Genomic DNA, 16636 nt, shown 5'->3' on the forward strand with positions numbered 1-16636 from the left:
ATGCCCAAAACGAAGATCACCAAAGAAGAGGCACTGGCCTTTCACCTGGACCCGACCCCCGGCAAGTGGGAGGTGCAGGCCACCGTCCCTATGACCACTCAGCGCGATCTGTCGCTGGCCTACAGCCCCGGTGTCGCTGTTCCATGTGAAGCAATCGCCGAAGCGCCCGAGACCGCCTATGACTATACCAACAAGGGCAATCTGGTCGCGGTGATCTCGAACGGGACGGCGGTGCTGGGCCTTGGCAACCTTGGCGCGCTGGGCTCGAAACCGGTGATGGAGGGGAAATCCGTCCTGTTCAAGCGCTTCGCCGATGTGAACTCGATCGATATCGAACTGGATACCGAAGACCCGGATGAGTTCTGCCGCGCCGTGCGGCTGATGGGGCCGACCTTTGGCGGCATCAATCTGGAAGACATCAAAGCGCCCGAGTGTTTCATCATCGAACAGCGCCTGAAGGAAGAGATGGATATCCCAGTCTTCCATGACGATCAGCATGGTACGGCGGTGATCTGTGCGGCAGGTCTGCTGAATGCGCTGCATATCTCGGGCAAGAAGATCGAGGATGTGAAGATCGTCCTGAACGGGGCCGGGGCTGCAGGTATCGCCTGTATCGAATTGCTCAAGGCGATGGGTGCGCGGCATGAGAACTGTATCGTCTGCGACACCAAGGGCGTGATCTATCAGGGCCGAACCGAAGGGATGAACCAGTGGAAATCGGCCCACGCGATCACCACCGATCTACGCACGCTTGAGGATGCGATGAAAGGGGCCGACGTGTTCCTGGGTGTGTCCGTCAAAGGCGCGGTGACGCAGGATATGGTCGCCAGCATGGCCGACAATCCGGTGATCTTCGCCATGGCGAACCCCGACCCCGAGATCACTCCGGAAGAGGCCCACGAAGTGCGCGTCGATGCCATCGTTGCAACGGGCCGCAGCGACTATCCCAATCAGGTCAACAACGTTCTGGGCTTTCCCTACCTGTTCCGTGGCGCGCTGGACATCCACGCCCGCGCTATCAATGACGAGATGAAGATTGCCTGCGCCCACGCGCTGGCCCGTCTGGCGCGCGAGGATGTGCCGGATGAGGTCGCGATGGCCTATGGCAAGTCGCTGACCTTCGGGCGTGACTACATCATCCCGACGCCGTTCGATCCGCGTCTGATCCACCGGATCCCACCCGCCGTGGCCAAGGCGGGGATGGATACCGGCGCGGCGCGGCGTCCGATCATTGACATGGACGCGTATGAGCTGAGCCTCAAGTCCCGCATGGACCCGACCGCCAGCATCCTGCGCGGCCTGAACGCCCGGGCGCGTCAGGCGCAAAGCCGGATGATCTTTGCCGAGGGCGACGACCCCCGCGTCTTACGCGCCGCGGTCACCTATCAGCGATCGGGCTTCGGCAAGGCGCTGGTGGTCGGCCGCCCTGAAGAGGTCAAACAAAAGCTGGAAGAGGCCGGTTTGGGTGATGCGGTGCGTGAACTTGAGGTGGTGAATGCCGCCAACACTACGCATTTGGAAAACTACAAGGATTTCCTCTACCAGCGCCTACAGCGCAAAGGGTTCGATCGCAAGGATATCCACCGTCTGGCGGCGCGCGACCGGCATGTGTTCTCATCCCTGATGCTGGCGCATGGCCATGGCGATGGTTTGGTGACCGGGGCAACGCGCAAATCGGCGCATGTGCTGGACCGGATCAACCATGTGTTCGACGCCGATGCAGCCCACGGCGCAGCCGGTGTAACCGCACTGTTGCACAAGGGCCGGATTGTTCTGATCGGCGATACGCTGGTGCATGAATGGCCCGATGAAAACGATCTGGCCAATATCGCCGAACGCTCGGCTGCCGTCGCCCGCCATATGGGGTTGGAGCCCCGGGCGGCCTTTGTCAGCTTTTCGACCTTCGGCTATCCGGTCTCGGAACGGGCCGAGAAAATGCACCGTGCACCGACGGTTCTGGACCAGCGCGGCGTCGATTTCGAGTATGAAGGCGAGATGACCGTGGATGTCGCCCTGAACGTGGATCAGCAAGAGGGTTATCCCTTCTCGCGTCTGACCGGACCGGCCAATATCCTGATCGTCCCGGCGCGGCACTCGGCCTCGATCTCGACCAAGCTGATGCAGGAAATGGGCGGCGCCACGGTGATCGGCCCCATCCTGTCTGGCGTCGACAAGCCGATTCAGATCTGCTCGACCGTGTCGACGGCGAATGACATCCTGAACATGGCCATTCTGGCCTCCTGCGATATTGGATAGACCATGACAATCTGGAACCTGGGCTCGATCAACGCGGATATGGTGTATGCGCTGCCGCATTTGCCGGAAGCGGGAGAAACCCTTGCGGCCAGCGGGCTTGATCGGTTTCTGGGCGGTAAGGGGGCCAATATGTCGGTGGCTGCGGCCCGCGCAGGTGCGCCGGTATCGCATATCGGCGCGGTTGGGCCGGACGGGCGCTGGGCGCTGGATCGGCTGACCGAATACGGGATCGACACACGCCGTATCGCCGAGGTGGATGTCCCGACAGGTCACGCGATCATCGCCGTGGATGCGCAGGGCGAAAACAACATCATCCTGTTTCAGGGTGCCAATCACGCGATCACCCAGGATCAGATCGGTCAGGCGTTGTCATCCGCCGCACAGGGCGATCTGCTGGTGATGCAGAACGAAACCAACCTGCAGGTCGAAGCCGCGCGCATGGGGCGCGAGCTGGGCTTGACGGTCTGCTATGCCGCCGCGCCGTTTCAGGCTGAGGCCGCGCAGGCCGTGCTGCCCTATCTGGATTTCCTGATCCTGAACGAGGTCGAGGCCGAGCAGTTGCGGCAGGCCACCGGTCAGGATGTCGCCGACCTTGGCGTCCGGCATGTAATTGTCACGCTGGGGTCCAAGGGCGCGCGGTATTACAATCAGGGCACGGCCTCGGATTTTCCGGCGCACAAGGTTCAGGCGGTGGATACTACCGGGGCGGGCGATACCTTCACCGGGTATGTTCTGGCCGGTATGGACCGGGGGATGCCGATGGAACAGGCCATCCAACAGGCAAACCGCGCCGCGGCCCTGATGGTCACGCGGCACGGCACGGCGGATGTCATTCCCGACCTGAAAGAGGTGCGGGACGCACGGTTCGATTAGGACCCGGCAAAGGGCGCGTCACTGCCCCACAACTGCCTGACGCGGGCGTCACGGCCGCAGGCGTTGCGATAGGCCTTGTATGCGCTCTTTTGCCGTTTGGGGCCAAAGCGCGTGAACACCAGCTTGTCGCCCTTGTAGTAATCCTGATGATATTCCTCGGCTGGGTAGAACGCGCCTTCCTGCAGGATCGGGGTTACCACAGTCTGGCCAAGTGCGGCCTGCGCATCAGCCTTGGCCTTCTCGGCCAGCGCTTTTTCGCCAGTGTTAGAGACGAAAATAGCCGTGCGATAGCTGTCGCCCCGGTCGCAGAACTGACCTCCGGCATCGGTGGGATCGACCGAGCGGAAGAACATGTTCAGCAGTGTTTCACGGGAGACACGGGTCGGGTCAAAGGTGATCTGCACCGCCTCGTAATGGCCGGTATTGCCGCCGGTGACCTGCTTGTAGGTCGGGTTTGCCGTATTGCCGCCAGTAAAGCCCGAGATGGCCCCAACCACGCCGGGGACGGATTCGAAATCGGATTCGACGCACCAGAAGCAGCCGCCGGCCACCGTCAGCGTCTCGGTTCCTGCTGCAGGCGCAGGCAGGGCGCGCAGCATCGCGGTCAGCAGGATCAGAACAAACAACAGAGAGGGTTTGATGCAGTCAAGGTAAACGGTCCGGGTCATGGCAGGTCTCCTTCCGGGACCAAGCTGCCCCCAGTTTCGCCGTGTTGCAATGCGCTGACATCGTTTGTCACGGGCTGGTGAGACGAGTTTATCCGTGAACGCGCGTTACCCCAGCAACTGCCCCAACTTCATCGCCACAGCCATATTGCCGGAAACCTTCAGCTTACCCAACGCAACACCGGTCATCGGGTTCAGCTTGCCGGTCAGCAGTTTGGTGAGGTTGTCGCGCGAGAGACGGATGGTGCAATCAGTGTCGCGATCCTGTGTCGAGGCCATATTGTCGGCCAGAACAATCACCCCATCCTCGCCGCAGTCGAATTTGAGCGATCCGTCAAAGCTCTTGCCGTTCAGACCCTTCTGAATACCCTCGGCGATCTCTTGCAGCATGGTGTTCCTCCCTGATTGACCCACGCGTAAGGGCAAGCCCGCGCGATGCACAAGCCTGACCTGACGGGAACCGCGCAAAGAAAAACCCCGGTGCCTGATCGGACACCGGGGCCGTATCTTGAATTGAGGTTGCTTACTTGCTCAGCCGCTTGTCGCGTGCTGCCAGCAGTTTAAGGCGCAGCGCGTTCAACTGAATGAAGCCTGCCGCGTCTTTCTGGTCATAGGCACCGGCGTCTTCCTCGAAGGTCACATGCGCCTCGGAATAGAGCGAATGGTCCGACCAGCGGCCGACGGTCGAGGCCAGACCTTTATACAGTTTGACGCGGACGGTGCCGGTGACATGCTCTTGCGATTTGTCAATGGCGGCCTGCAGCATCTCACGCTCGGGGCTGTACCAGAAACCGTTATAGATCAGTTCCGCATATTGCGGCATCAGCTGGTCTTTCAGATGCATCGCGCCGCGGTCCATGGTGATCGACTCGATCCCGCGATGCGCTTCCAGCAGGATGGTGCCGCCCGGGGTCTCATAGATGCCGCGCGACTTCATACCGACAAAGCGGCCTTCGACCAGATCGAGACGGCCAATGCCGTGCTTGCCGCCATATTCGTTCAGCTTGGTCAGGATGGTCGCCGGGCTCATCGCCTCGCCATTGATGCTGACCGCGTCGCCTTTTTCAAAGCCGATTTCGATGAACTCGGGCTCATTCGGCGCATCCTCGGGGTGGACGGTGCGCTGGTAGACATAGTCCGGCGCCATATCGGCGGGGTCTTCCAGAACCTTACCCTCGGAGGAGGTGTGCAGCAGGTTGGCATCGACCGAGAAGGGCGCCTCGCCACGCTTGTCCTTGGCAATCGGGATCTGGTTCTGTTCGGCAAACTCCAGCAGCTTGGTGCGGCTGGTCAGGTCCCATTCACGCCACGGCGCAATGACCTTGATTTCGGGGTTCAGCGCGTATGCCGCAAGTTCAAAGCGAACCTGATCGTTGCCCTTGCCGGTCGCACCATGGGCGACTGCGTCGGCACCGGTCGCCTCGGCAATCTCGACCAGACGTTTCGAGATCAGCGGACGTGCAATCGACGTGCCCAACAGATACAGCCCTTCATACTGCGCATTGGCGCGGAACATCGGGAAGACGAAATCGCGTACGAATTCCTCGCGGATATCCTCGATATAGATGTTCTCGGGCTTGATCCCCAGCAGCTCGGCCTTCTGGCGCGCCGGCTCAAGCTCTTCACCCTGACCCAGATCGGCGGTGAAGGTCACGACCTCACAGCCATACTCGGTCTGCAGCCATTTCAGGATGATCGAGGTATCAAGGCCACCGGAATAGGCCAGAACAACTTTCTTGGGCGCGGACATCTGATTTCCCTTTGTACGTAGAACGACTGGCCCCTAGCGGGTTTTGGACGCGGGGGCAAGCGGCGTGCATTGACGCAGGGCGGGAATTGCGGTGAAACGGGCGGATAGAGAACAAGGATTGGTTGAGAGGGCGGTATTCATGCTGGGGCTGGAGATTTTCGTACATTCGGTGAAGATGGTTCTGAGGAACCTGAAGCAGGCGCTGCAAATTTCAGTTGTGCCAGCGATGATCGGTGGCGTTCTGGTCATTGGACTGTTCTTTCTTTTTGGTATCCCGTTTGAAGATTTCGACAGTGAAACCACCGGATTACCCGCTGGTGTAACGTCCGGTGCTTTCCTTGGATTTTTGCTGAGCCTCATGGCAGTTGTTTTTGGCGTCATGCTCTGGATTGTCGTGTCCTGGCATCGGTTTGTGTTGCTGGAAGAATACCCAACCGGTCTGGTACCGCCTTTCAGATTCGATAGGGTTCTTGCCTATTTCGGGCGTCTTGTGATGTTGGGCCTTCTGGCCCTTGTCATAATGATCCCGGCATCGGTGATGATGGGCGTGTTGGCGCAAGGTTCTGCGGCAATGGGAATTCTGTTCTGGATCGTACTCGTCATTCTACTGACCATCGGTTTCTATCGGGCGTCACCCATTCTTCCCAGCGCTGCAATTGGAAGGCCGATCAAGCTGACTGAGGCCTGGCAGTCGACCTCGGGCGCGAGTGGAGCTATTGTCCTTTTGGTTATCCTGTCGATGTTGTTTCAGCTCATGCTTCAGTTTCTGGCGTCGTTGCTGCTCTTCATTCCGATCATCGGTGTTTTGATCGTCGTGTTTGCGTCCATGTTGATCCTTCCGCTGATAAACGTCAGCATCCTGACAACGATTTATGGCGTCTTTATCGAAAAGCGCGAACTCGCCTGACGCCCGTACACATATGTATTCCTTGCCCTTTCGTTGGTGATGGGGCAGGGAAACCGGCATGAGTGATTTCATGACCCGCGCCCGCGCTGCCGAACAGGCGATGCGCTCTGTTTTTCCGGCAACGCCGCTTCAGCGGAATGCCCATCTGTCCGACCGTTATGGGGCCGATATCTGGCTGAAACGCGAAGACCTCAGCCCGGTGCGATCCTACAAGATCCGGGGCGCGTTCAACGCCATGCGCAAGCAGCAGGGGCAGGACCTGTTTGTCTGCGCCAGCGCCGGTAATCACGCTCAGGGCGTGGCCTATATGTGCAAGCATCTGGGCGTGAAGGGCGTGATCTTCATGCCCGTCACCACACCGCAGCAGAAAATCCAGAAAACCCGTATTTTCGGTGGCGACAATATCGAGATTCACCTGATCGGCGACTATTTCGACGACACTCTGGCCGCTGCGCAGGCCTGGTGTGCCGAACAGGGCGGCTATTTTTTGTCGCCCTTCGACGATGAGGATGTGATCGAAGGGCAGGCCTCATTGGCGGTCGAGATCGAGGCGCAGCTGGGCGGCGTTCCGGATCATGTTCTGCTGCCGGTTGGCGGCGGCGGCATGTCGGCAGGGGTGGCAAACTGGTTCGGGGACCGTACCCATTGCCTGTTTGTCGAACCCGCAGGTGGGGCCTGCCTGCGCGCCGCGTTGGCGGCGGGACATCCGGTGTCACTGGATCATGTCGACACGTTTGTCGACGGTGCGGCGGTGGGCCGGATCGGAGAGAAGCCGTTCAAGTTGCTGAAATCGCGCCATCTGTCGGATGTGCTGACCCTCTCCGAGGATCGCATCTGCGCCACGATGATCGAAATGCTGAATGTCGAAGGCATCGTGCTGGAACCCGCCGGCGCGCTTGCGGTAGAGGCGATCGCAGATGTGCAAAGCTTTATCCGGGGCAAAACCGTGGTCTGCGTCACCTCGGGCGGCAATTTCGATTTCGAACGTCTGCCCGAGGTCAAAGAGCGCGCGCAGCGCTATTCCGGCGTCAAAAAATACTTCATTCTGCGCCTGCCGCAGCGCCCCGGCGCGCTAAAGGAGTTTCTGAATATCCTTGGCCCCGAAGACGATATCGCCCGGTTCGAATACATGAAGAAATCGGCGCGCAATTTCGGCTCGGTTCTGATCGGGATTGAAACCCGCAAGCCCGAGAATTTCATGCGCCTGTTCGCCCATCTGGACGAGGCCGGGTTCACCTATACCGACATCACCGAAGATGAAACTCTGGCGCAATTCGTGATCTGACCGCGTAACCGATCCCGGTCAGACATCCTGCGCATGCAGGTTTTCGGCCAATCCCGCCTGAAACGCCTGCCTTGATACGTCATAGGCCGAGATGATCTGTGGCAGGTCCACCGCAGCCCCATCCCCGGCTGCCGCGCGGCGTTCACCGTCCTGACACAGCTTGGAAAAACTGTCGAAACCCAGGCTCAGCGCGCTGCCTTTGAGGAAATGCAGGTTCTGTTCAATCTCGCAACGCGCGGTATCTGCGCGTAGTTTTGCGATCACTTCCTGCACCTCGTCCAGAAAAATTTCGACCACCTCATCGAATTCATCCGCGCCGACCTCGTCGCGCAATTGTCTGACTCTGGTCCACTCAATCATGCCACCCTCTTGCGGTTGCCTATTGCTAACGCGCTGCGGGTAAAGATGCGGTTAAGCCATAAGCCTGGAATTTTTCACCAGATGTTAAGCCAGCGCCCGTAGCGTTGCGACAATTGGGATGTTGAACAAACGCAGGGATTCCATGGTGCCGGACGTCAGACAGTCAGACAGCCGGGTCGAGCTGGATTTTGGCGCGATCCGGAAGGTTCTGGTTGTGGATGACAGCCGGTTGCAACGGCGGATTCTTGTGGCCTCGCTCAAGAAGTGGGGGTTCGAGGTGCTCGAGGCCGATACCGGCGAAGCGGCGATTGATCTGTGCGCCGGTGATCCGCCCGATCTGGTCCTCAGCGATTGGGTCATGCCGGGGATGAGCGGGTTGGAATTCTGCCGGACTTTCCGCGGGCTGGAGACGGAGCAATACAGCTATTTCATCCTGCTGACGTCAAAAAGCGAAAAGCAGGAAGTGGCGAAAGGGCTGGATGCGGGTGCGGATGATTTCCTGATCAAACCGCTTGAGGCGGACGAGCTGCGGGCGCGCATCTCGGCCGGGGCGCGTATTCTGGATATGCAGCGCGAGCTTTCCGAGAAGAACCGCATGATCGAGACCGCGCTGAATGAGCTGAAACTGGCCCATGACGCCATCGACAAGGACCTGATGCAGGCGCGCAAGATACAGGATTCGCTGGTACCCGAACTGTCGGGTCAGTTCGGCAAATCCCGTGTCAGCCTGCTGCTGAAACCTTGCGGCCATATCGGGGGCGATCTGGTCGGAATGTTCTCGCCCGGGGTCAACCGGATCGGGTTCTACAGCATCGATGTCTCGGGTCACGGCATCACATCGGCGATGATGACGGCGCGGCTGGGTGGATATCTGTCCAGCACTTATTTTAACCAGAATGTCGCGATGGAGCGGCGGTTCAACAAGTTCTATGCCCTGCTGCCCCCGGAAGAGGTTGCGGCGCTTCTGAACGCGCGCCTGATTGCCGATACCGGGGTCGAGGAATACTTTACCATGGTCTATGCTATCGTTGATCTGCGCAATGGCCATGTGAAGATGGTTCAGGCCGGTCACCCACACCCCCTTTTACTGCGCGCCGACGGCAAATCCAAATTTCTCGGGGAAGGCGGGTTGCCGATCGGCCTGCTGCCGGATGTCTCGTTCCGGCAATGCGAAACCTATATGCAGCCGGGTGACAAGCTGCTGCTCTATTCGGACGGGTTCACCGAATGCCGCCTGAAAGATGACACCCTGCTGGATGATGACGGGCTGCGCGACATGGCCCTGGATTGCCTGACCGAGAATGTGGGCTCAGAATTTCTGGACGACATGTTCTGGCGCCTGACGCAGGTCATGTCCCCGAAACACGGGCTCGAGGACGATGTCTCGGCCGTGTTCTTCGAATATAACGGGACCTAGAACCCCTGCAGGTGGCGCTGCGCAAAAAAGGCATCCCCCTCATTGCCCAGCAGATGCACCGCATCTGTGGTTTCCATCCAAATGGCTTCGTGAATGGGCTCGGTCGGCGGACCCATGCGGCGGACAGGGCGGGCGCGGTAGATCAGGCAGATTTTCTCGGCCCACAGATCGTATTCGGGCATGTAGGTAAAACGCCGAAACGCACCGATGCGACGGGGCGCGGCGATCAGCCAGCCGGTTTCCTCGTACACTTCGCGGTGCAACGCGGTGATTGGGGATTCGCCCGGATCGATGCCGCCGCCAGGTAGTTGCAGATCGGGGCCGGGTTCCAGCTGACAGGTCAGCAGCAGGCGATTGCCTTGTGGCAACAGTGAATAGACACCGACCCGCCGTGTATATGTTCGCCCGGCTTCGGGGCTTTCACCAAACCGCCTGATCATGTATGGCCCCTTTCAACCCAATTTGTTCGACCTATATGGTGGCGGTATGCCAACCCGTGGCGTGTAAGGAAACCCTCATGTCTCTTGGAACCAAAATCGCGTGGGACGATACCGTCCTGCCCTTTCAACTCGACGTATCGGACATGCGAGGCCGCGTGGCCCGGCTGGATGGCGTGCTCGACGGCATCCTGAAGCAGCATGACTACCCCGAGGTGGTCGAGGCGCTGGTGGCCGAGATGGCCCTGCTGACCGCCTTGATCGGACAGACGGTTTCGCTGCGTTGGAAGCTGTCGCTACAGGTGCAGTCCAAGGGGGCGGTGCGGATGATCGCAACCGATTACTATGCGCCGCAGGTCGAGGGCGAGCCTGCGCAAATCCGCGCTTATGCCAGCTTTGACCCGGATCGGCTGACCGATGCCGCGCCTTTTGAACAGGTGGGCGAAGGGTATTTCGCCATCATGATCGATCAGGGCGAGGGCACGCAGCCCTATCAGGGCATCACGCCGCTGGCCGGTGGATCGCTGAGCGCCTGTGCCGAAGCCTATTTCGCGCAGTCCGAACAGCTGCCGACCCGGTTCTCGCTGAGCTTCGGCAAATCGACCGAGCCGGGCGTCGGTGAACACTGGCGCGCCGGTGGCATCATGTTGCAGCACATGCCTAAAGCCTCGCCTTTCGCTGCCCCCGGTGAAGGGACCGGAGAGATTCTGACCGCCGCCGATCTGGTGGATGGTGAAGAAGGCGAGAATTGGGGCCGCGTCAATATCCTGCTGGATACCGTGGACGATCTGGAACTGATCGGTCCGTCGATTGCGCCGACCGACCTGCTGGTACGCCTGTTTCACGAGGAAGGGCCCCGCGTCTATGACGCGCAGCCGGTTCAGTTCGGCTGCACCTGTTCCGAGGATCGCGTGCGCCAAAGCCTGTCGATCTATTCGGCGCAGGACATCGAGAAGATGACGACCGATCATGGTACCGTCACCGCTGACTGCCAGTTCTGCGGCGCGCATTACGTGCTGGACCCGGCCACCGTCGGGTTCGAGGCCGAAGGTCCGGATGGCGCGTGATCTGATCTCAGACCTGACGGCGGCGCTTGGCCAAGATGGTTCGGGCTCCAGCGATTTTGATCTGAACCCCGAGACGGTGCTGCCTGCGGGGCGCAAATTGCGCCCTGCCGGTGTGTTGGTGCCGGTTTCTCTGACCCATGACACGCCCCGACTGATCCTGACCAAACGGTCTTCGGCGTTGAAACATCACCCCGGCCAGATCGCCTTTCCGGGCGGCAAACAGGACGAGGGCGATGCCGATGTCACCGCCACCGCGCTGCGCGAGGCGCAGGAAGAGATAGGATTGCCCCCCGGTCTGCCGCGCATTCTGGGCCATCTGCCGACACATGAAACGGTCACCTCTTTCTCGGTGACCCCCGTTGTTGCGGTGCTTGAATCCCGCTTCGACACCGTGCCCGAACCCGGAGAAGTCGACGAGGTCTTTTCAGTTCCGCTTGCGCATGTGCTGAACCCGGCGAATTATGTCGTCGAGTCGCGCCGTTGGCGCGGTCAAAGACGTTATTACTACGCCGTGCCCTATGGTCCCTATTACATCTGGGGTGCAACGGCGCGGATGCTGCGAGGGCTGGCGGCGCGGATGAGCGAATGATGCGGATCACCGAAGACTGGATCACCGAACCGGCAACGCAGAAAGTGTGTGCCGCGCTGACCGACGGCGAGGCGCAAGCGTTGTTTGTCGGCGGCTGCGTGCGCAACGCGTTGCTTGGGGCTCCGGTCTCGGACATCGATATTGCGACCGATGCACGCCCTGAACGGGTGGTGGAACTGGCGCAAAAGGCCGGGCTGAAACCGGTGCCGACCGGGATTGATCATGGCACGATTACCGTGGTCAGCAGCGGCATCCCGCATGAGATCACCACATTCCGCCGCGATGTCGAAACCGATGGTCGCCGCGCTGTTGTGGCCTTCTCCGACAAGGTGGAAGAAGACGCCGCGCGCCGCGATTTCACCATGAACGCGCTTTATGCGCGGCCCGACGGCACGATCCTCGATCCTTTGAACGGGTTGCCGGACCTGCAGGCGCGCCGCGTGCGCTTCATCGGCGAGGCGCAGGATCGCATCCGAGAGGATTATCTGCGGTCGCTCAGATATTTCCGCTTTCACGCCTGGTACGGGGATGCGGCTGAAGGGTTCGACACCGCCGCGCTGTCTGCAATAGCCGCAAATTTGGACGGATTAGAGTCACTTTCGCGCGAACGGGTCGGGGCCGAGATGCTGAAGCTTCTGGCTGCGCCCGACCCGGCACCTTCGGTCGCGGCCATGCGCGGCACCGGCGTTCTGGCACAGCTTCTGCCCGGCGCGGATGACCGGGCGCTGGCGATACTGGTGCACCTGGAAAGGGACGCGCGGGCAAAGCCCGAAGCGATTCGCCGTCTGGCTGCAATTGTCCCGCCCGAAGTGGCCAAGACCTTGCGTCTCAGCAAGGCGCAGCTGCAGCGCCTGACCCGGATGCGGGATGAGGCTGCGGCGACAACCAGTGTCGCAGAACTGGGCTATCGCTATGGCGCCGAAGGTGGCCTGCACGAAACGCTGCTGCGCTGCGCCTTTTTGGAGCAGCCATGGTCCGACGATCTGAACCGTGCCTTGAAACAAGGGGCCGCCGCCAGTTTCCCGATCAAGGCGGTCGATCTGATCCCCGCCTTCTCAGGTCCTGCGCTTGGCGCAAAACTGGCCGAGCTCGAGACGCGCTGGATTGCCTCGGATTTCGCGCTCAGCCGCGAAGATTTGCTGGCGCATTAGTAGGAAGTCTCAAAAAGGGATGACAAACTCGATTTGATTTGGCAGGGTGCGCCTGTCTCATGTTGGAGGGAGGAATGCGAATGTATTACGGGATCTGGTTCGGCTAAAGCCCGGAACACGTGACCCGTAGGGGTGGTGTTCTGGCGCCATCTTTTTTCGCATGACCTTGTATCTGCTCAATCGGAGCACTCTCCATGTTTCGCTATTTTGAAAATCTTGTTGACCCTTTTGTCACCTATGAAGAAACCGACACGCCGCCCACGCGGCTGTGGCCCTTCATGCTGGACTATACCCGACCTTTCTACCGCGTGTTCCTGTGGACGGGCCTGATCTCGGTTGTCGTGGCCGCGGTTGAGGTCGGATTGATCTATTACATGGGTCGCGTCGTCGATTTGCTGTCCGGTTCGCCAACCGAAGTCTGGCAGGCACATGGAACAGAACTGATGCTGATGGCCGCATTTGTCCTGCTGCTGCGGCCCTTGATCCATGTCGCGGACGTGGTGTTGCTGAACAACGCAATCCTACCGAATATTGGCACCATCTTCCGATGGCGTGCGCATAAACATGTGTTGCGTCAATCGGTTGGCTGGTTCGAGAACGATTTTGCCGGTCGCATTGCCAACCGGATCATGCAGACCCCTCCTGCGGCGGGCGAGGCTGTTTTTCAGGTCTTTGACGCCATTTCGTTTTCGCTGGCCTATCTGGTCGGCGCGGGGATTTTGTTGATGGCAGCCGATCCCCGGTTGTTGCTGCCGCTGGTTATCTGGTTCGCGCTTTATGCGCTGTTGGTGCGCTGGGCGGTTTTGCGGGTTGGGCCTGCGTCCAAGGCCGCGTCCGATGCGCGCTCGGCGGTGACGGGACGGGTGGTGGACAGCTATACCAACATCCATTCGGTCAAGATGTTTGCCCATGACTCGCAGGAACTGGACTATGCCCGCGAAGCCATCGAGGAAACCCGGCGCACGTTCCAGATCGAGATGCGGATCTTCACCATCATGGATGCGGTACTGGTCACGCTGAACGGCATGTTGATCGTCGGGGTTGTCGGCTGGGCGCTTATTCTGTGGATGCAGGGCAGCGCTTCGGTCGGGGTGGTTGCAGCGGCGACGGCCCTGACGTTGCGGCTCAACTCGATGACCGGCTGGATCATGTGGGCGCTGACCAGTTTCTTTCGCCAGCTCGGTGTCGTGGCCGAGGGGATGGAGACCATCGCGCAACCTATCGAGCTGCTGGACGGTGCCGGTGCCGAACCTCTGCGGCTGGAGCAGGGGCAGATCGAAATCCGCGATCTGTCGCACCATTATGGTCGCGAGACGGGTGGGCTGGATCACATCAATCTGACCATCAAGCCGGGTGAAAAGATCGGCCTGATCGGGCGGTCTGGCGCCGGAAAATCGACCCTGGTCAAGCTGCTTTTGCGGTTTTATGACGTGGAACAGGGGGCGATCCTGATCGACGGTCAGGACATCTCGACCGTGACGCAGGACAGCTTGCGCAGCCATATCGGCATGGTCCAGCAGGACAGCGCTCTGCTGCATCGTTCGGTGCGGGCCAATATCCTCTATGGTCGTCCCGGCGCCACCGAGGCGCAGATGATCGACGCTGCAAAACAGGCCGAGGCGCATGACTTCATCCTTGATCTGCAGGACCCGCAGGGTCGCACCGGTTATGATGCGCATGTGGGCGAGCGGGGCGTGAAACTGTCCGGCGGTCAGCGGCAGCGTGTGACCCTTGCGCGGGTGATCCTGAAAGACGCGCCGATTTTACTGTTGGACGAGGCGACATCCGCCCTAGATTCCGAGGTCGAAGCTTCGATTCAGGAAACGCTCTACGGCATGATGCAAGGCAAGACCGTGATCGCCATCGCGCACCGGCTCAGCACGATTGCGCAGATGGACCGCATTCTGGTGATGGATGGTGGCCGCATCGTCGAACAGGGCGGTCATTCCGACCTGTTGGCGCAAGGAGGGCTTTACGCTCAGTTCTGGGCGCGGCAATCTGGGGGCTTCCTGAACCCGGAGGCCGCTGAATGAGGATTGCCGACCTCATCCAACCATTCAAAAACATCGACACGCCCCCGCCGCAGACGCTGGGGGCGTTCATCCGTTGGTGCCTGTCCGGGGCCTGGCCGATGCTGTTCGTGGCCGCCTTCTTTTCGGCTACCGCAGGCGCGATGGAGGCCGGAACCGCTTGGATTCTGGGCCGTGTCATCGATGTGGCAACCGCCAGCGGCCCCGACACGCTATGGGCCGGCGGCAATCTGTGGATGATCCTGGGGGCTGCGGCGTTTTTCATGCTGCTGCGTCCGGCGCTGTTCGGGCTGTCGTCGCTGTCGAACAACTATATCGTCATGCCCAATATCGCGCCGCTGGTGCTGGCCAAGCTGAACCGCTGGACGCTGGGCCAGTCGGTGACCTATTTCGACGATGATTTCGCCGGTCGGATCGCACAGAAACAGATGCAAACCTCGAACGCGATGACATCGGTCGTGTCCGAGACGATCAGCGCCATTGTCTTTGCGCTGGCCTCGCTTGCGGGCTCTTTGCTTTTGTTAGGGTCTATTCATCCGTTGGTGATGCTGCCGTTTGCGGGTTGGCTGGTGGTCTATTTTCTGCTGGTGCGCTGGTATCTGCCGCGTATCCGCAAACGCTCGGCTGCACGGGCCGGGGCGCGGGCGATGGTATCGGGGCAGGTGGTGGATACGATCACCAACATCAAAACCGTCAAACTGTTCGCCCATTCCGCGTTCGAAGATCAGGCCGCGCGCAACTCGATGGTCGACCTGCGCGAAAGGTCTCTGGATTTCGGCAGGCTGTCGGCCAGCTTCCGCTTTATCCTGATGGTGCTGGCAGGGGTGCTGCCGGTTCTGCTGATCGGGGCGACGCTGTGGCTGTGGCAGGTGGGTACGGCGACGGCTGGGGATATCGTGGCCGCAGGGGCAGTGTCGATCCGCATCTCGCAGATGACCGGCTGGGTCAGTTTTACGCTCATGGGCCTTTACGCCAATGTCGGCGAGATCGAGAACGGGATGAACACGCTGGCCAAGCGTAACCGGGTCGAGGACGCGCCTAATGCAGCGCCTTTGACCGTTACCGAGGGCGAGATCGCCTTTGATCACGTCAGCTTTGCCTATGGTCGTGATATTGGCGGTGTCTCCGATCTGCATTTCACCGCAGCGCCGGGTGAAAAACTGGGCATTGTCGGGGCCTCGGGTGCTGGAAAATCTACCCTGGTTTCGCTGTTATTGCGGCTCTATGACGGGGAAAAAGGCGATATTTGCATCGACGGGCAGGATGTCGCGACAGTGACGCAGGACAGCCTGCGCCGCCAGATCGGGATGGTCACGCAGGAAACCGCGATGTTCAATCGCTCGGCCCGCGAGAACATCCTCTACGGCCGCCCCGATGCCTCCGAAGCCGAGCTGATCGAAGCCGCCACCAAAGCCGAAGCGCATGAGTTCATTCTGGGCCTCGAGGACGCGCAGGGCCGTACCGGTTATGACGCGCATCTGGGCGAGCGTGGGGTGAAGCTCAGCGGTGGGCAGCGACAGCGCATTGCGCTCGCACGCGCCATCCTGAAGGACGCACCGATTCTGGTGCTGGATGAAGCAACCTCGGCGCTGGATTCCGAGGTCGAGGCTTCGATTCAGGCCGCCTTGCACCGGGTGATGCAGGGCAAGACGGTGCTGGCCATTGCCCATCGCCTATCAACGCTCAGCGAGATGGACCGGATCATCGTTCTGGATCACGGACATATCGTGGAAAGCGGTACGCACGAGGCGCTGCTGGAGCGTGGCGGGCTTTATGCCCAGTTCTGGCACCGTCAGTCGGGCGGGTTCATTCAGGCCGAGGCGGCGGAGTAAAACACCGCAGAGGGGTT

15 protein-coding genes are annotated in these 16636 nt (G+C 60.3%); 10 read left to right on the forward strand and 5 right to left on the reverse strand.

The window, feature by feature from the left end:
* Positions 1–2256: an NADP-dependent malic enzyme gene (locus ACR0K9_RS08310; RefSeq protein ID WP_480822241.1), complete on the forward strand. Its 2256-nt coding sequence runs from the start codon at positions 1–3 to the stop codon at positions 2254–2256.
* Between the two features lie 3 nt (positions 2257–2259).
* On the forward strand, positions 2260–3129 hold the full coding sequence (locus tag ACR0K9_RS08315; RefSeq protein ID WP_480822243.1) for a ribokinase: 870 nt from the start codon (positions 2260–2262) through the stop codon (positions 3127–3129).
* On the opposite strand, the gene msrA is transcribed toward ACR0K9_RS08315, so the two are convergent.
* The 3 genes from msrA to ACR0K9_RS08330 all read right to left on the reverse strand — a co-directional run bounded on the left by msrA (position 3126) and on the right by ACR0K9_RS08330 (position 5544).
* Positions 3126–3797, reverse strand: coding sequence for a peptide-methionine (S)-S-oxide reductase MsrA (gene msrA / locus ACR0K9_RS08320; protein WP_480822244.1), 672 nt, complete (start codon positions 3795–3797; stop codon positions 3126–3128). The two genes, ACR0K9_RS08315 and msrA, sit on opposite strands and share 4 nt — an antisense overlap.
* Before the next feature lie 105 nt (positions 3798–3902).
* A complete protein-coding gene (locus ACR0K9_RS08325; protein ID WP_480534946.1) occupies positions 3903–4184 on the reverse strand; it encodes an SCP2 sterol-binding domain-containing protein in 282 nt (93 codons plus the stop codon).
* A 133-nt stretch (positions 4185–4317) separates the two neighbouring features.
* Complete coding sequence (locus ACR0K9_RS08330; protein ID WP_480822246.1) at positions 4318–5544, reverse strand: argininosuccinate synthase; 1227 nt, start codon at positions 5542–5544, stop codon at positions 4318–4320.
* Positions 5545–5683: 139 nt separating this feature from the next.
* Between ACR0K9_RS08330 and ACR0K9_RS08335 the strand changes: the two genes are divergently transcribed.
* Positions 5684–6451 (forward strand): hypothetical protein, encoded by a 768-nt coding sequence (locus tag ACR0K9_RS08335; protein ID WP_480822248.1) that lies wholly within the window; start codon positions 5684–5686, stop codon positions 6449–6451.
* Between the two features lie 58 nt (positions 6452–6509).
* Positions 6510–7736 carry a threonine ammonia-lyase IlvA gene (gene ilvA / locus ACR0K9_RS08340; protein WP_480822250.1) on the forward strand — a complete coding sequence of 409 codons (1227 nt, stop codon included), beginning with the start codon at positions 6510–6512 and terminating at the stop codon, positions 7734–7736.
* 18 nt (positions 7737–7754) lie between these two features.
* On the opposite strand, the gene ACR0K9_RS08345 is transcribed toward ilvA, so the two are convergent.
* Positions 7755–8096, reverse strand: a complete 342-nt coding sequence (locus ACR0K9_RS08345; protein ID WP_480822252.1) for an Hpt domain-containing protein — start codon at positions 8094–8096, stop codon at positions 7755–7757.
* 142 nt (positions 8097–8238) lie between these two features.
* Here ACR0K9_RS08345 and ACR0K9_RS08350 point away from each other — a divergent pair, with 142 nt between their 5' ends.
* Positions 8239–9513, forward strand: a complete 1275-nt coding sequence (locus tag ACR0K9_RS08350) for a PP2C family protein-serine/threonine phosphatase (protein WP_480822254.1) — start codon at positions 8239–8241, stop codon at positions 9511–9513.
* Here the strand turns inward: ACR0K9_RS08350 and ACR0K9_RS08355 are convergent.
* Positions 9510–9953: an NUDIX hydrolase gene (locus ACR0K9_RS08355; protein WP_480822256.1), complete on the reverse strand. Its 444-nt coding sequence runs from the start codon at positions 9951–9953 to the stop codon at positions 9510–9512. The genes ACR0K9_RS08350 and ACR0K9_RS08355 overlap by 4 nt on opposite strands.
* Before the next feature lie 77 nt (positions 9954–10030).
* Here ACR0K9_RS08355 and hslO point away from each other — a divergent pair, with 77 nt between their 5' ends.
* The 5 genes from hslO (at position 10031) to ACR0K9_RS08380 (ending at position 16619) form a co-directional block, all read left to right on the forward strand.
* Entirely contained in the window at positions 10031–11017 is a 987-nt protein-coding gene (gene hslO, locus ACR0K9_RS08360) for an Hsp33 family molecular chaperone HslO (RefSeq protein WP_480822258.1), read from the forward strand.
* A complete protein-coding gene (locus ACR0K9_RS08365; RefSeq protein WP_480822260.1) occupies positions 11007–11606 on the forward strand; it encodes a CoA pyrophosphatase in 600 nt (199 codons plus the stop codon). The genes hslO and ACR0K9_RS08365 overlap by 11 nt, the downstream gene beginning before the upstream one ends.
* The gene (locus ACR0K9_RS08370) at positions 11603–12757 is read left to right on the forward strand and encodes a CCA tRNA nucleotidyltransferase (RefSeq protein WP_480822262.1); all 1155 of its coding nucleotides are present in this window, start codon (positions 11603–11605) and stop codon (positions 12755–12757) included. Before ACR0K9_RS08365 ends, ACR0K9_RS08370 begins: the two co-directional genes overlap by 4 nt.
* Positions 12758–12951: 194 nt before the next feature.
* Complete coding sequence (locus ACR0K9_RS08375) at positions 12952–14790, forward strand: ABC transporter ATP-binding protein (protein WP_480822264.1); 1839 nt, start codon at positions 12952–12954, stop codon at positions 14788–14790.
* Entirely contained in the window at positions 14787–16619 is a 1833-nt protein-coding gene (locus ACR0K9_RS08380; protein WP_480822266.1) for an ABC transporter ATP-binding protein, read from the forward strand. The genes ACR0K9_RS08375 and ACR0K9_RS08380 overlap by 4 nt, the downstream gene beginning before the upstream one ends.
* Positions 16620–16636: the final 17 nt, after the last annotated feature.

Source organism: Ruegeria sp. L12, assembly GCF_056531745.1.

Coding starts and splice junctions, on each gene's coding strand:
- ACR0K9_RS08310 (WP_480822241.1), top strand. CDS start 1: ATGCCCAAAACGAAGATCACCAAAGAAGAGGCACTGGCCTTTCACCTG.
- ACR0K9_RS08315 (WP_480822243.1), top strand. CDS start 2,260: ATGACAATCTGGAACCTGGGCTCGATCAACGCGGATATGGTGTATGCG.
- msrA (WP_480822244.1), bottom strand. CDS start 3,797: ATGACCCGGACCGTTTACCTTGACTGCATCAAACCCTCTCTGTTGTTT.
- ACR0K9_RS08325 (WP_480534946.1), bottom strand. CDS start 4,184: ATGCTGCAAGAGATCGCCGAGGGTATTCAGAAGGGTCTGAACGGCAAG.
- ACR0K9_RS08330 (WP_480822246.1), bottom strand. CDS start 5,544: ATGTCCGCGCCCAAGAAAGTTGTTCTGGCCTATTCCGGTGGCCTTGAT.
- ACR0K9_RS08335 (WP_480822248.1), top strand. CDS start 5,684: ATGCTGGGGCTGGAGATTTTCGTACATTCGGTGAAGATGGTTCTGAGG.
- ilvA (WP_480822250.1), top strand. CDS start 6,510: ATGAGTGATTTCATGACCCGCGCCCGCGCTGCCGAACAGGCGATGCGC.
- ACR0K9_RS08345 (WP_480822252.1), bottom strand. CDS start 8,096: ATGATTGAGTGGACCAGAGTCAGACAATTGCGCGACGAGGTCGGCGCG.
- ACR0K9_RS08350 (WP_480822254.1), top strand. CDS start 8,239: ATGGTGCCGGACGTCAGACAGTCAGACAGCCGGGTCGAGCTGGATTTT.
- ACR0K9_RS08355 (WP_480822256.1), bottom strand. CDS start 9,953: ATGATCAGGCGGTTTGGTGAAAGCCCCGAAGCCGGGCGAACATATACA.
- hslO (WP_480822258.1), top strand. CDS start 10,031: ATGTCTCTTGGAACCAAAATCGCGTGGGACGATACCGTCCTGCCCTTT.
- ACR0K9_RS08365 (WP_480822260.1), top strand. CDS start 11,007: ATGGCGCGTGATCTGATCTCAGACCTGACGGCGGCGCTTGGCCAAGAT.
- ACR0K9_RS08370 (WP_480822262.1), top strand. CDS start 11,603: ATGATGCGGATCACCGAAGACTGGATCACCGAACCGGCAACGCAGAAA.
- ACR0K9_RS08375 (WP_480822264.1), top strand. CDS start 12,952: ATGTTTCGCTATTTTGAAAATCTTGTTGACCCTTTTGTCACCTATGAA.
- ACR0K9_RS08380 (WP_480822266.1), top strand. CDS start 14,787: ATGAGGATTGCCGACCTCATCCAACCATTCAAAAACATCGACACGCCC.